At 43.9% G+C, this 14897-nt stretch carries 12 protein-coding genes and 1 tRNA gene; all 13 read right to left on the reverse strand.

The genetic code is table 11. The annotated features are described in order from the left end of the window. Positions 1-131 precede the first annotated feature (131 nt). The 13 genes from HMPREF9999_RS05825 to HMPREF9999_RS05885 all read right to left on the reverse strand — a co-directional run bounded on the left by HMPREF9999_RS05825 (position 132) and on the right by HMPREF9999_RS05885 (position 14375). Positions 132-830, reverse strand: a complete 699-nt coding sequence (locus HMPREF9999_RS05825) for an RluA family pseudouridine synthase (protein WP_009437571.1) — start codon at positions 828-830, stop codon at positions 132-134. A 162-nt stretch (positions 831-992) separates the two neighbouring features. Continuing rightward, the gene (gene fabG, locus HMPREF9999_RS05830; protein ID WP_009437572.1) at positions 993-1739 is read right to left on the reverse strand and encodes a 3-oxoacyl-[acyl-carrier-protein] reductase; all 747 of its coding nucleotides are present in this window, start codon (positions 1737-1739) and stop codon (positions 993-995) included. A 35-nt stretch (positions 1740-1774) separates the two neighbouring features. Continuing rightward, a complete protein-coding gene (locus HMPREF9999_RS05835) occupies positions 1775-2371 on the reverse strand; it encodes a TetR/AcrR family transcriptional regulator (protein WP_009437573.1) in 597 nt (198 codons plus the stop codon). Positions 2372-2934: 563 nt separating this feature from the next. After that, positions 2935-3561 (reverse strand): DUF2238 domain-containing protein, encoded by a 627-nt coding sequence (locus HMPREF9999_RS05840; protein ID WP_009437575.1) that lies wholly within the window; start codon positions 3559-3561, stop codon positions 2935-2937. A gap of 410 nt (positions 3562-3971) precedes the next feature. Beyond that, positions 3972-4784 carry a purine-nucleoside phosphorylase gene (locus HMPREF9999_RS05845; RefSeq protein WP_009437576.1) on the reverse strand — a complete coding sequence of 271 codons (813 nt, stop codon included), beginning with the start codon at positions 4782-4784 and terminating at the stop codon, positions 3972-3974. After that, the gene (lpxK, locus tag HMPREF9999_RS05850) at positions 4747-5817 is read right to left on the reverse strand and encodes a tetraacyldisaccharide 4'-kinase (RefSeq protein WP_009437577.1); all 1071 of its coding nucleotides are present in this window, start codon (positions 5815-5817) and stop codon (positions 4747-4749) included. The genes HMPREF9999_RS05845 and lpxK overlap by 38 nt, the downstream gene beginning before the upstream one ends. Positions 5818-5884: 67 nt before the next feature. Next, entirely contained in the window at positions 5885-7666 is a 1782-nt protein-coding gene (gene sppA, locus HMPREF9999_RS05855; RefSeq protein ID WP_009437578.1) for a signal peptide peptidase SppA, read from the reverse strand. A gap of 67 nt (positions 7667-7733) precedes the next feature. Then, positions 7734-8489 carry an exodeoxyribonuclease III gene (locus HMPREF9999_RS05860; protein WP_198144628.1) on the reverse strand — a complete coding sequence of 252 codons (756 nt, stop codon included), beginning with the start codon at positions 8487-8489 and terminating at the stop codon, positions 7734-7736. 70 nt (positions 8490-8559) lie between these two features. Beyond that, positions 8560-9564 carry a UDP-N-acetylmuramate dehydrogenase gene (murB, locus tag HMPREF9999_RS05865; RefSeq protein ID WP_009437580.1) on the reverse strand — a complete coding sequence of 335 codons (1005 nt, stop codon included), beginning with the start codon at positions 9562-9564 and terminating at the stop codon, positions 8560-8562. A gap of 58 nt (positions 9565-9622) precedes the next feature. Beyond that, positions 9623-10468, reverse strand: a complete 846-nt coding sequence (locus HMPREF9999_RS05870) for a DUF4348 domain-containing protein (RefSeq protein ID WP_198144629.1) — start codon at positions 10466-10468, stop codon at positions 9623-9625. A gap of 170 nt (positions 10469-10638) precedes the next feature. After that, positions 10639-13215 carry a S9 family peptidase gene (locus HMPREF9999_RS05875; protein WP_009437582.1) on the reverse strand — a complete coding sequence of 859 codons (2577 nt, stop codon included), beginning with the start codon at positions 13213-13215 and terminating at the stop codon, positions 10639-10641. A gap of 17 nt (positions 13216-13232) precedes the next feature. Continuing rightward, entirely contained in the window at positions 13233-14171 is a 939-nt protein-coding gene (gene lptB, locus HMPREF9999_RS05880) for an LPS export ABC transporter ATP-binding protein (RefSeq protein ID WP_232301284.1), read from the reverse strand. Between the two features lie 133 nt (positions 14172-14304). Further along, a tRNA-Cys gene (locus HMPREF9999_RS05885) sits at positions 14305-14375 on the reverse strand. Positions 14376-14897: the final 522 nt, after the last annotated feature.

The following is a 14897-nucleotide window of genomic DNA, read 5'->3' on the forward strand; positions in this document are numbered from 1 at the left end:
TGGAAACGTCCAGTAATGAGTTGCCTAGCAAAATTACGAACAAAATTAAGTTCGACCAAATGCTAGTTGATAAAAAGTTGAGTGGATAGTTGAGTTTAGAGCTACAGAGACAAAGAATATAACGAAACTTGTTACTCAAAAGCACGCCAGATGCTTAACCCTTGTGGATAAGGAGCTGTGACACTAATGAGTTGTTTCGATACTGGATGGACGAACTCGATGTGATGCGCGTGAAGACATATGCTACCATCGGGATTGGAGCGTGGCGCACCGTATTTCAAGTCTCCACGAATGGGAAAGCCTACAGCTGCCAACTGACAGCGAATCTGATGGTGGCGGCCTGTGTGGAGATTTACTTCTATGAGCTGAGTGTTGTCCCCGATTTTCTGTATCGTAGCATCAAGACTTGCGCGCTTGGCTCCCGAGACTTCGTGAAGGTGAGCATAGGCTTTGTTTTGTCGCTCATTGCGCGTGAGGAAATGTACAAGATTTGTGGGAGTTCCTAGGGCGAGAGGGGGTTGTCCACTACGAGCAAGTGGAGTTTTTGGAGTTATCGCATGGTAAGTCTTGTGTACTTGTCCAAGACGGAACATCTCGTTGAGGCGCGAAAGAGCTTTGGAAGTACGTGCGTATACGACAATACCGCTCACAGGGCGGTCGAGACGATGCACGGTACCCAAGAAAACATCACCAGGCTTTGCATATTTCTCTTTGATATAGGCCTTTACGGCATCTGCTAAGGTAGCATCCCCCGTTTTATCGCCTTGTACGATTTCGCCAGCGGATTTGTTTACTATGATAATATGATTGTCTTCGTAAAGTACTTCCATGAATTTTGTTGCGCAGTCTGAGAGGTTAGAGGCTTGTAGAATGATCTTGTGCCTTTGCAAAGTGGGAATATTGCCTTGCCTTCAAGGTATAAACAGATAAGATAGTGCCGAGTAGCTCCGAAGAAGCCACTCGGCACTAAGAATAACTAGGAGGTGATAAGATTAAGTGTTCATACCACCGTCCACCTGGATCACTTGACCAGTGACATAGGAAGAAAGGTCAGATGCGAGGAATACAGCAACGTTGGCCACGTCTTCAGCTTGACCGCCACGGCGGAGAGGGATTTGCTTCATCCACTCCTTACGCACTTCATCTGAAAGTTGGTGAGTCATTGCAGTTTCGATGAAGCCAGGAGCAATGGCGTTGGCGCGAACACCGCGGCTACCCATTTCTTGAGCTACGCTCTTGGCAAGGGCTATCATACCAGCCTTAGAAGCTGCATAGTTAGCTTGACCTGCATTACCATGCACACCAACAACACTAGACATGTTGATGATAGAGCCGCCACGTTGACGCATCATGATGGGAAGACAAGCGTGTACGAAGTTGAACGCAGACTTCAAGTTTACGTTGATAACTGCATCCCATTGAGCTTCAGTCATGCGGAGCATCAAACCATCTTTGGTGATACCTGCATTGTTGACCAAGACGTCAATGGTGCCGAAATCTTCGTGAATCTTCTTCACAACTTCTGCTGTTTCTTCAAAGTTAGCTGCATTGCTGGCATAAGCCAAGCACTTTACACCCTTGGCTTCAATTTCTTTGCGAGTTTCTTCGCCGCTTTCGTCAATGACGAGGTCAGTGAATGCAATGTTTGCACCTTCTTCTGCAAACTTGAGAGCAAGAGCCTTACCAATACCACGAGCAGCACCAGTGATTATGGCTGTTTTTCCTGTTAAGAGTCCCATATTTAGATTGAATATTTATGGATATAATGATAATACTATTGTTGGGGTAGACTGACACCAAGCGCACGACTGATGAGTCGTTCCACCACTACTACACTTTCCTCCATGGAGAGGCCTTGTCCTAAACGGTCGAACATGAAAGGAACTTCGATGCCCTTTATGGCATAGTGGATGACGTCGGCAGTGAGATTGACATGGTCTAGCTTGAAAATTCCTTTGGCCACACCTTCTCGCAAGATACTACGTAGTGCATGAAGTTCTTCAAGGTCAAACTTGCGACGTACGCGTTCCACCTTGTGGATGTCACTAAAAAATTCCGCACGGAGCGATCCATTACGTTTAACCACATCTTCTATGAGATGAAGGTGGGTGTAAATAATCTTCACGATTTTCTCCTGTGGATCAATGGGGAGGTTCACCACTTTGTCCATCTCTTCTGACAGATGCTCTAGTTCATCTTCGATAACCGCATAATAGATGTCTTCCTTACTGCTAAAGTAGGTGTACATCGTGCGTCGACCTTTTTGAGAAGCTTGAGCGATATCGTTCATCGTGATACCATCAAAGCCTTGTTTGGCAAAGAGTTCACGAGCAACGGTAATGAGTTTCTGGCGAGTTTTACTGATAGACATGGTTGAGTGTCAATGAAATTCTGCTGCAAAGTTACGCATTTTTTCTAGAAGTGTGCAATTTTTGTTCTGTTTTTCCTCGATAGCGATAAATTCTTGTGTCCTATATATCTGAGAGTTTAGTCTGTAAAATGGATGTCTTTCCCCTGGATATTAGTAAATGTCTGCCTTAGTTTTGAAAACGTCGGAGTGAATGATAGTGAAGTTCGGAGAATAGAGCTTCTAAAGGGTGGAACTATTGATGTCAATTGAAGTAAAATCTTGATAATACTCTGTGTTTATGGAAAAATAGTAAGAATGTAGCTCTACTGTTTCCTTGCCTTGTTGGGTTGTTCTTGCTTTTAGTCGCACTTTTTCTGCTTTGTAGTTCCATAGGCTGCAGCTATGAATGCCATTGTACAAGGGCATTTAAAACTTCTGATAGTAGATTGTCTAGCATGTATATAAATCGAGGGATGTGCTATATTTCGTGGTTGGCTCTAGCTCTTTAGAGAGGTATCGAGAAATTGTTATTGGCTGGATAACAAAAATCCGCAATATCTACAATAAGATATTGCGGATTGGACTTAGTTTAGATTTTTTTGTCGGGAAAAATAGAAGCTTATGGCATAGATGCCACTAGTTATGGTTGAACCAACTAAGGCTAAAGCCATGTCTTTTTGTGCATCCCACATGTCTCCTTGTTGTCCGTTGTAGTAATCGGCCGATTCCGAGGCCATGACAATGGTAAGAGACCACTCAAACAGTTCGTAAATTAAACTTCCTGTCTGAATCATTAGCCAGGCCATAAAGAGAGCAGTCCAAGTGTTATCTTTAATCCATTGTTTTGCTAAGTGGAGCATAGAAGGTAGGATTAACAATCCAAAGGAAAAATGAACAAGGCGGTCAAAATGGTTGCGTGGCGATTGAAAGAAATCTGCATCGACAATGTCTAGCGTAACAGCCCATTCTTTATAGGGAACATAGGAGTAGATGTAGTGAGCACCCAGGATATGGAGAAAAGTGAAGCATGCAATTCCAATAAAAGCAGGTAATGGAAGTTTGTTTCGGAATAAATCTCTGGCAAGAGGTACAAAGAGTAAGAGCGTGCCAAGGTGTTGAAGCATTTGTTCGTTAGGGTATAGTGGGTCGATGCACGAAACTGCTGTGGCTACCACTATCAATAGTACAAAGGCGAGTTTGATTTTATACATATCAATAAGTCCTAATATCGTTAGTCGTGAAAGGGAGAACAAGTCGTTCACGAAGTGCTTGATGTAGGGGGAAGAGAGACGAATGAAAAAAGAGTAACACGCCATATAAGGGAGCTAAGTGCCTACTTCTCTCTATATTTCTTACTTGAACTTTCTGTCAGAACAAGCATGAAATTGTTCAGCTTAGGGCAAAAAAGAAAATTATAAACTTAAGAGTAGAGTCATATAGAACGGAAAGCTGTGTTGATTTCTCTGTCCTAAATGTAATCTATGGTAGATCTGTAAATAAGATAATTGGATAACTATTTTCAAGCTAGGTATAAATACATAGCATTGCATCTTTGTGAAGACTTAGAAGAAAACTACAAAAGATGCAATGCTAGGAAAGAGCTGCGAATTAGAGGTTTCCTTTAGCAGCTACGTTTAATCATTTCTCGCATGAGATCGGCCATAATAGGTTGAACAGCGTTAGCGGCTACCTGTACTTCTTCGTGGCTGACTGCCACAATCTTACCTTCGACTCCTAGGTCGGTGATAATAGAGATTCCAAATACTCGGATGCCTGTGTGGTGTGCTACAATGACTTCTGGCACGGTAGACATGCCCACTGCATCACCACCAATGCGATAGTACATGCGATATTCTGCAGGAGTTTCAAAGGTGGGGCCTTGTGTGCCAACATACACGCCTTCGACATGGCGAATGCCCTTTTCTTGTGCGATGTTGCGAGCCAATTGAAGAAGCTCTGGATTATAGGCTGCGCTCATATCTGGGAAGCGTGGGCCAGTGGGGAAGTTCTTACCGCGAAGAGGATGTTCGGGGAAGAAGTTGATGTGGTCGGTAATGAACATGAGATCGCCAATGGCAAAATCAGGATTGACGCCCCCAGAAGCATTAGAAACAAAGAGAGTTTTCACACCAAGTTCGTGCATTACGCGGATGGGGAAGGTGACTTGCTTCATGTCATAACCTTCGTAGTAGTGGAATCGGCCTTGCATGGCAAGTACTTCTTTATCACCAAGGCGACCAAAAATAAGGCAACCAGAGTGACCTTCTACTGTAGATACAGGAAAGTTAGGAATGTCGGCGTAGGGGAATTTCTCTATGACTTCGATTTCTTCTGCTAAACGTCCGAGACCAGTGCCCAAGACAATGGCGGTGGTGGGGCGAAGCGAGGTGTGGTCTTTAATCCACTGAGCAGTTTCTTGAATTTGAGCTAACATAACGCTGAATAATCTGGCGCAATGCTTCCGATTGTTCGAAGAGCACTTGCACGGTGATGGGAATAGGTTTTATCTTTTGTCGCACGTTTTCGGGCAGATTGAGTTGCTCCAGGCGAACGAAATCCTTTTCGGTGGTGAAGAGGGTGGGATAGTGTGCAGCACAAGCTATGATGTGAGCTCGGTCTGCGGTTGAGAAATGATGGTGATCAGCAAAAGCAAGATGTTTAAGAGTGATGCCTTGTCTTTGCAAATGTTCAACTAGTGGTCGAGGATTGGCTATGCCTGTGATAAGGAGGGCTTCTTTTGTAGCAAGAATGGGAGGGTATCCTATTGTGGTGAAGAATATAGGCAATTCCTCTGTAGAGGGGTGTAAAGGGTGGGCAGCCAGCAAAGCTGTTATCTTGGCAGTTTGTTGTGCTGTTGACAGATGCTGAGGACACTTAGTTACGATAATAACGTCTGCCCTTGATGCACCTTTAGCATTTTCTCTCAAACGACCTGCAGGAAGTAGAGAGTCTTCGTCATAGGTTTTTGCAAAATCTGTAAGTAGGATATTTAGACCTGGCGATACGTAGCGATGCTGAAATGAATCGTCCAGTACTATAACTTCCGGAGGATATTCGAGTTGCAATAATCTTTTGACTCCAAGGACTCTTTTTTCGCACACTGCAGCAATGAAGTTGCGTTGGGCAAAGCGACGAAAGAGCTGTAGTGGTTCATCGCCTACCTCGTCAGCGGTGCTTGTGAAGGTGAGGAGACGAAAACCTCGAGTTTTGCGTCCATACCCTCTGGATAATACCGCAACGCGTTTATTCATTTCCAAGAGTTGCTCTACAATCCATTGAGCATGAGGTGTCTTACCTGTTCCGCCGACAGCGAGATTTCCTACTCCTATAATAGGAAGGTCAAATTTTAGTGTGGGGAGATATCCATGGTCAAAGGCCCAATTACGTATACGTGTCACACCATCATAACACCATGCTAGAGGAAGTAGGACTGCGTGTAGGATTTGATGGGACAATGAGGAATACATAGACAATGAATAGGGCTTTGGAATACTCACCTGGTGTGGAGAATGAAATATCTGGCGTGCAGACTCTCTACTTGAAGTTAATTGAGAATGGAAGACGGGCTTGCATATAATTGTGCTGTCCCACTTGGTGGAGCATTTGAAGAGGTTCGTAGTACTCACCAAGAGCTGTGCGAAGTTTACGTTCCATGTAGCTATCGGTATCTGTGCTAGATTTGAGATTGTCTAACCAACTTGGATTATTGGGATAGTTACTTATGTAGTAGTCCTGAGTTTTGGCTAGTTTTGCAGCATAAGTGATAGCTTCATTAAGACTACCGAGCTGGTCTACTAAACCAATTTGGAGTGCTTTTCGACCTGTCCAAACGCGACCTTGACCAATATTGTCAACTTCATTGATGCTCATTCTACGTCCTGCCGCTGAACGTCCATCTGCCACACGTTTGAGGAAGAGAGCATAGCCATGATTTACATGCTTTTGCAAGGCAGCACCACCCAATTCATCAATACGCAGCGCACGGCCACCGAAGTCGGAAGCACGATTGGTCTTGACTACGTCAAAGTTCAAACCGAGTTTTTGGGTGAGAAGTTCACTTGCTTCAGGAATCATAGCAAAAATGCCGATAGACCCTGTGATGGTAGTGGGATCAGCAAAGATGCGTTGTGCACCGCAGGCCATGTAGTATCCACCCGAGGCTGCGACACCACCCATGGAAACCACCACTGGCTTCTTTTGCTTGAGTAGTTGAACGGCTCGCCACATTTGTTCACTAGCGTAGGCTGAACCACCGCCCGAATTGATGCGGAGGACAACGGCTTTGACGTGTTTGTCTTTGGCGAGTTTGTCAAGATCACTTACAACCTTTTCGCCTACGATTTCATTGTCTCCTCCCATTAGAACACCAGTTCCTGCTAAGTCAACGATGTTACCACTAGCATAGTAGACGGCAATTTGGTCATCTCCTTCTTGTTGCATCAAGGCCGATAGGGTGTTAGGAGTCACTAACTTCATCTCACCGCCTGCACGTTGCTGAAGTAGTGCTCGTACTTGATCAATGTAGACAAGGTCGTCTACGAGTTTAAGCTGTTTATAATCCTTCGCATCGGTCAGCGCGAGATAGCGATCAGCATAAGAGTTGAGACTATCAGGAGAGAGTTGGCGAGAGGCTCCAACAGTAGTACACATATCTTTCCATAGTCCCCCAATTAACTCTGACATTTGCAGACGGTTGGCTTCACTCATTTGCTTCAAAGTAAAAGGCTCTACCGCACTCTTGAACGTACCTACTTTAAATACTTGGGCTTTGATACCGAGTTTCTCCATTAATCCCGTGTAGAAGGTCGTTTGCTGGGCAATACCATGCCAATCAAGCATCCCACTAGGATTGAGCAATACGCGGTCAGCCACTGAAGCTATGTAGTAAGTTCCTTGGCTATAGCTATCGGCATAGGCGATGATCCATTTTTTACTCTTCTTAAAGTCAAGCAAAGCACGGCGAAGCTCTTCGTTAGAGGCAAAATCAGATTGTAGAGCTCCACCTTCAAGGTAAATACCTTTGACCTGGTCATTCTCCTTGGCTACTTTGATGGCATCTATGAGCTGGTCTAATCCTTGTGTTGTCGTAGCTCCGTTATTACCTAGAAGAGCGGTAATGGGGTTTTCTGCTGGGGCTTGATCCACAAGTGTACCACTGAGAGATATTTTGAGAACTGAATTGTCGTCAACTTTAGGTTGCTCACCACTAGATGCCATAAGTGCACCCAGCATAACGAAAAACATGATGAAGGTGAAAATGCTTACTATCACAAAACCGACGATAGAAGCAAGGACATATTGCAAGAATTGTTTCATATAGCTGTGGGAGAAATGTGATGTTTACGTATAGCTATAGCCTTAATACAGGGGAAAGAGAACTCTTTTATTTAATAACTAATTCCACAGGACAGTGGTCACTTCCAAAAATCTCTTGATGGATGTCGGCAGAAACCAATCGATCGTTAAGACTTTGCGAGGTTACGAAGTAATCAATGCGCCATCCGGCATTCTTCTCTCTCGCTTTGAAACGATAACTCCACCAGGAATAACTATCAGTAAGGTCTGGATTAAAGAAACGGTAGGTGTCTGTGAATCCTGCCTCTAAGAGTTGACTAAACTTTTGGCGTTCCTCGTCGGTAAAACCTGCATTTTTGCGATTGGTTTTAGGATTCTTCAAGTCTATCTCTTGGTGTGCCACATTGAGGTCGCCACAAATGACAACAGGCTTATGGGCATCGAGTTGTTGTACATAGGCACGGAAATCATCGTCCCAGGTCATGCGGTAGTCTAAACGGCGTAGTCCATCTTGGGAGTTAGGAGTGTAGACGGTGAGGAGGTAGAGATCTTCAAATTCAAGAGTGATGACGCGACCTTCATGATCATGTTCTTCTATCCCCAGCCCGTAGCGAACGCTGAGAGGTTTGATACGTGTAAAAATACAAGTGCCCGAGTAACCTTTCTTTTCAGCATAGTTCCAATAGCTTTCATAGCCATCGAAGGCTATGTCTATCTGTCCTTCTTGTAATTTGGTTTCTTGTAGGCAGAAGCAGTCTGCATCTAGTTGAGCAAAACTTTCTTCAAATCCTTTTTCGCGACACGCGCGAAGACCATTGACATTCCAAGAGATAAATTTCATCATTGAGTTTTTGTGTGTTTCTATTACGAAAGAGTGAATACTAAGAAGCATTAAACAAGGCGAAGTGCGATGTTTAGAGAAACATTACTTCTGGATGCAACATAATCCCAAACTTTTGCTTTACATCTTGTTGAATGGTGTGTGCTAAATGTGAGACTTCTTCGCCCGTGGCCCCACCTTTGTTTATGAGCACTAAGGCTTGTTGGGGATGAACACCAGCATTACCTAATGATTTTCCTTTCCACTCAGCTTGTTCGATCAGCCAGCCAGCTGGAATCTTTACTCCATTAGGCATTGCGTAGTGTGGCATATTGGGAAATTGTTCCAATAAATCTTTTGCGACTTCGGGAGTAACGATGGGATTCATAAAGAATGAACCCGCACTTCCTATGACTTTAGGGTCGGGAAGTTTAGCACTTCTGATGTCAATAATGGCTTTTCTCAGGTCTGTGGCTCGAGCTGTGTCGAGTGGAATGCCAAGTTCAGCTAATCTTTGTGGAACGGATTTATGAGAAAGAATTGGAGTGAAGGTTTTCTTTAAGCGGAAGGTGACTTTTGTAATAATGTATTTGCCTCGCCAGTTGCCTTTAAACTCACTAAATCTATAGGAATAGTGACAGTCATCATGTTGGAGTGTAACTACTTGTTGAGTCGCAACTTCCAGAGCCTCTACTGATACAATGAAGTCTCCAGCTTCTACGCCATAAGCTCCAACGTTTTGCACGGCAGATGCACCCACTTCTCCCGGGATGTGAGAGAGATTTTCTAATCCATAGTATCCTTGGACTATCATCTGTGCTATGAAAGCGTCCATCTCTTCACCCGCCCCAACTCTAATGTCCACAGTCGTGTCGGTTTCATTGATTTTTTCCCACCCTTTAATGCCACTATGCAAGATCACTCCGTCGAAATGTGGATGAACAAAAAGGAGATTGCTACCGGCACCAATGTGCAGCCAGCGTTGCTGGTTGAGCTGAGGAAGCAATGCTTGTAGTTCTTCCACAGAAGCATATTCAAAGAATGAATTGCAGGTAGCGGCTATGCCAAAAGTATTGTGAGCTGTGAGAGGGTAGGCCATATCTCAAGCAAAAGGAGAAAAAGTGAAACGTATATGACTAAAAGCGAAGATGACAGTTTTAATTATCAAGTTGAGTGAGAATCCATTCGCCATTCTTCTTTTTAAACGTCAATGTGCTTGCCATTCCTCCAGAGAGGGAAGAAATAGACAAGATGCGAAGGTTTGAATTTTTGTAAGTTTGACCGTAGAGGATATTGGTGAGCTGCGTGTGGGGGAGCTCAGGAGCGAAGTCTTTCCATTGAGCAGCAGAGATAGTGCCTTTGATGCGTTGAAAATTGTCATCATCGTAGGTCGTGAATTTTAGGGATTCTGCTACATGGGATTTTTGAAAGTCATCATCTAAGGCGAAGCGGTGGTAAAAATTATAGAATTCGCTATTCACACTCTCTTCCATTGGCTGGTCGTTGAGAGATGTAAGTTTCCATTCACCTGCTTTGCGTTCAAAATGATAACTTTTGACACGCTGGACTTCCAAGTTTAGTTCTTCCACAACTACCTTGCTTACAGAGGTGTCCTTAGACATCTTTGTTCCTTTATGGCTATCAAAGATGAGTGTGTAGACTTCGTGAGCAGAATACATGCGATCAAACTTCCAAGCATTGCGAGCTATATACTTTGTTTGTCCATCTACTGTGTATGGCAATGGAAAGATTATGCGGGAACGTTGGAACTTGCGATTCTTCATAAAGGCGAAAGCGAAGTCATCAAAAAATTCATCAGCTTTTTTAGGGGGAGCAACAGTATCTTGCTCCTCCATAATGGAGTCACTTGCGGTGACTGTGGTGTCTATTTGACTTGTATCGGCTGGGGTCGTGACTTCTGCAGAGGCATCATTGCGATTTTTACAGCCTCCCATAAGAAGGACTGTACCAGTTGCTGCTAAGAAGAGCGAATGAATCTTCATAATCATTTTGATATATTGCGACAAAGATACGTAAATCCTAGGAATGAACAAAACGAAAAGCGAGGCTTTTTGGCCTCGCTTTTTGTTTTGAGTATCATTCGTTGGAAGATACCATTTTTGTCTTAGAAGAGTGCTATAATTCCGTCCGATAAAGAGTTTGAATATAGGTACTATTCAAATCCTAGATGCTTCCACCAAGCATCATTGTCTTGGAGATATTTTTCAAACCATGCCATGATGGCATCTTGCCATTCCTTGCGTTGATGATAATCTGTTACCACGTGATTAGCATCTTTGATTTGAATGTAACTCACAGGACGACCTAAAATGCGGAGCGCAGTAAAAAGTTGTTGGCTCTCATTGGTGGGGACATTAGTGTCGGCTGTGCCGTGCAACAATAACAGAGGAGTGTGGATTTTGTCAGCATTGAACAAGGCAGACTGCTTCGTGTATAGGTCTGGGTTGTTCCAAGGATATGATCCATATTGCGCTGTTTCTCCGTAGGTATGCCCCCAATATCCGCCGCCCCAATAGGAAGCTATGTTAGAGATACCAGCGTGGCTTATGGCAGCTGCAAAGATGTTAGTGCGTGTTTGGAGGTGTTCGGTCATGAATCCGCCATAACTTGCACCCATGCAACCGACTTTCGTTGCATCTACATAAGGATGTTCTTTTAAGAAAGTCTGTGTACCTTCAATGATGTCGTCGGAGGACATCTTTCCCCAGGTATTGATGTGGCGTGCGGCAAATTCTTCTCCAAATCCTGTGCTACCAGAAGGTTCCACTACCAATACCACATAGCCCATATTGGCCAATACTGAGAGAGGGTAGTGTGACTCTAAAGCGCGAGTAATGGGCATGCAACCGCCATAGTAATAAACGATCATGGGGTATTTACGTGTAGCATCGAAATTATTGGGAAGGTGATAAAAGCCTTCTATAATATCGCCTCTAGAAGTTGTGAACTTCCATGGAGTACAACTGGCAATTGCACGATTACCAAATGATTTCTGGAAAGAAACTTCGCCAAAAGGTTTACACTTGGGAGTTATACTCGTAAGCTCTGCCACATATCCATTTCGTGAAGTAGTGCCAGTTTGTCCGAAAAAGGCTATTTGTGGCTTGCGTGTTTGAGACATCGTAAAGCCTTGAACTATGCTAACCGGAAGATTAAGACGTTCGCGTTGTCCATTCTTGGGATTGATGCGCCACATTGTTTCATCATAACCATCTGCACACTCGGCATAGATAAAGCCATCACCACGATTCCATTTGGCATGACTCACAGAAGGCTTAAAGTCTTTGAGCAATGCAGTGGCTTTACGAGTGGTACGGTCAAAAAGAAATAAGCGTTGGTCGAAGGATTGAGCAACTTCTCCTTTTGGGAGATTGCTGCCAATACCATCAAAAGCAGAGGGAGACCCTTCGAACAAAATCTGTTTATCGTCTGGGCTGTATTGGCCATTACCTAACCAAGGTTGGTCAACTAAAAGGGTGTCAATAGTTCCTTTTTCGAGCCAAATCTCATATACATTTTTGTGGTCAAAGGGCTTGCGAGTCAAATCATGTGTATTTTGGCTCACAAGTATACGTTGACCATCATGAGATATATCGTTGAGATGCACATCTTCTTTGGTAAAAGTGAGGCGACGTGCAGCTCCAGTGGTTAAGTCTACATAGTAGAGGGCACTCCTATTGCGCCAGCCAGACTGGCGATCATCGGGAGCCTTAAGTTGTTTGAGAGCACCACGTTGTTCGTCACTGTCTTCATTGATGTCATAAATAGCAAACTTTCCATCGGGAGCAAGTGCCATACTTCCCTCGGGGAGATGCGTACCTATTACCTGTGTTTGCATAGTAGCTGGGTCAAGAAGTACGAGTTGGTTATCTCCACCTTTCTTGGTTTCGTAGTATAATTTGTCCTCTTGCTCCAACCATGTCCAGTACTCATACTTTTCACTGCGATAAATTGTACGCTGTGAGTGAAGGTCGGTAAGTACTGTGCGATAATCGTTTTTACCATCACGATTGGTCGTGTAGTACATGGTCATGAGATAGCGACCCGAAGGAGACATTTTCATGCTGTAGAAACTTTCCCCATGAAGCATGTCATCGAAAGAGAAAGCTTGGGGCTTTGAGCTATTAAGCTCAGCTTTAGCTAAATCTTTACCAATAACGCTTACTTCAAAGGTGTCACGAGCATCGCATGTAGAGTAGGTGAGAAGAGCTATCTCTGTGCGCCCAGGGCGCAATATAATCGTTTGGTTATCTTGAAGAATACCATTGACATAGGTGTCGAAATTGCTAATTTTTTTCGTAGATAAATCGGCTTTGGTCCAGCGTTGTACGTCAACCGTAAATCGGATTCCATTGACGCTATTAGAATCAATGGCTTCTCCTTTACGAAGGATACGTGACGAGCGCAGGTTGGGATTTTCTACGAGGTGACTATTCCATTCTTTAACCTCATCTTCTTCATAACTTTTTCCGGCGAAGTTGAGCGAATCCTTCCAAATTGGGGCTTGTAATAATACAGGACCATAGAGTTGCGCTGAAGTCACATGCAGGGTGTCGTTTATTCTAGCAGAATCAATCTGGGAGTCTACTTTAGTCTTTTGGGAAGAATCCTCTGTTGCATTCGCACTATGGGTACGTGTTATGCTAGAAGTGGATGTTATGTGCGTGCCTACAGCACAGAGTGGTGCTGTGCAGAGTGTTAGCACAAAGAGAGGTAAGATGGGTTTCATGCGGTATTATATGAGAGTCATTTTCCTTCGCGTTGTTCAGCGATGAGTTGAAAATTCTTTTTGCGTAGTTTGAAAGAGTGTGTAAGGTAACGGTCGCGTACTATCTCGTTGGCGGCTAGTTCTTCTGGACTGCCGTGGAAAAGAATCTTTCCTTCAAAGAGTAAGTACGCACGATCTGTGATGCTCAGTGTTTCTTCGACGTTGTGGTCTGTAATGAGAATGCCAATGTTTCTGTCTTTTAGTTTCCATACAATGTATTGGATATCCTCTACAGCAATTGGGTCAACACCTGCGAAAGGTTCATCCAGCATAATGAACTTGGGATCGATGGCCAAGCAACGTGCAATCTCTGTACGGCGACGTTCACCACCTGAAAGTTGGTCACCCAAATTTTTCCGCACCTTCTGTAAGCGGAACTCTGAGATTAGGGATTCTAACATCTCGCGTTGCTCCTCGCGTGACTTTTTGGTCATTTCGAGCACAGAAGAAATGTTATCTTCCACACTCATTTTGCGAAAAACTGAAGCCTCTTGTGCCAAATACCCAATGCCAGCTTTGGCACGTTTATATACAGGAGCCTTGGTAATCTCCTTTTCTCCCAAGTATATTTTACCTCCATTGGGAACAACTAAACCCGTAGTCATGTAGAAGGAGGTCGTCTTACCTGCACCGTTGGGGCCAAGCAAACCCACAATTTCCCCTTGATGCACTTCAAATGATACATCATTAACGACAGTGCGTTTACCATAGCGTTTTACCAATCCTTCTGTGCGAAGTACTAAGGTTTCACCCGATTCCCCTTGAATGTGCTCTGATGGTGCAGCTATTTCATTGAGATCAGTGATGAAGTCTATAGACGAAGGCTTGTTGGAAAGCTTAGATTCATTGCCAATAACCATATCGGGTGATGTGGTTAGTGTTGAGTCTAGAGGAGCGGTGGTGGATTTTTCTTCCATGGTGCGGGAGATTGAAGTGTGAATCACAGCAGAAGTGCACCCATGCACAAAAAAGTAGAGTAGGGGGCATTGAAAAGCTGTGAAAACTATCAAAGAAAAAGGAGCAACTCTTTGCGAGGTGCTCCTTGGATTGAGGTACCAAGCAGATTCGAACTGCTGTAGCAGGTTTTGCAGACCTGTGCCTAGCCACTCGGCCATGGTACCCTGTTTTCGTTTTCGAGTGCAAAGGTACAGCTTTTTCTGATACTAGCAAATTTTTTGTCCATTTTTTTATGAGATATGTCTAGAAATTTATTGTAAAGAACCATTCTGTTAGTGGCCCCTTCTCTTTTGTGGCTTATTCAGTGAGAGTAGCACCTTTAAACTTACTTTGGAACGTGTAAAGTATCTATCGAAAAAAGTAGATTATATTTGGCGGTTTCAAAATAAACTTCTAACTTTGCTCATACAAACAACAAGAGATTGTGACAGCACTGGCTGTCCTTAAAATATTATATCAATAGCATAGGCTGTACTGGTCAGATTGGGATACTCATCAATTATATCTGAATCACCGAGACAAGTCGTTCGTCCAATGGCGTGCCGATACTGCGCTTTCAATGCAGCGTGGGGGTCGGATTACAAAGGGCGAGGGACACTCAAATCCTTTTTTACTCGGAGTTTCATCATCTTCACCGGTACAGCCTTCTTTTTATCCTTTCTTTTGGGAGTTCCCTTTGTTGTAAG

Origin of the sequence: Alloprevotella sp. oral taxon 473 str. F0040, from assembly GCF_000318095.2 — a bacterium.
In the GTDB taxonomy this organism is placed as follows: Bacteria; Bacteroidota; Bacteroidia; order Bacteroidales; family Bacteroidaceae; genus Alloprevotella.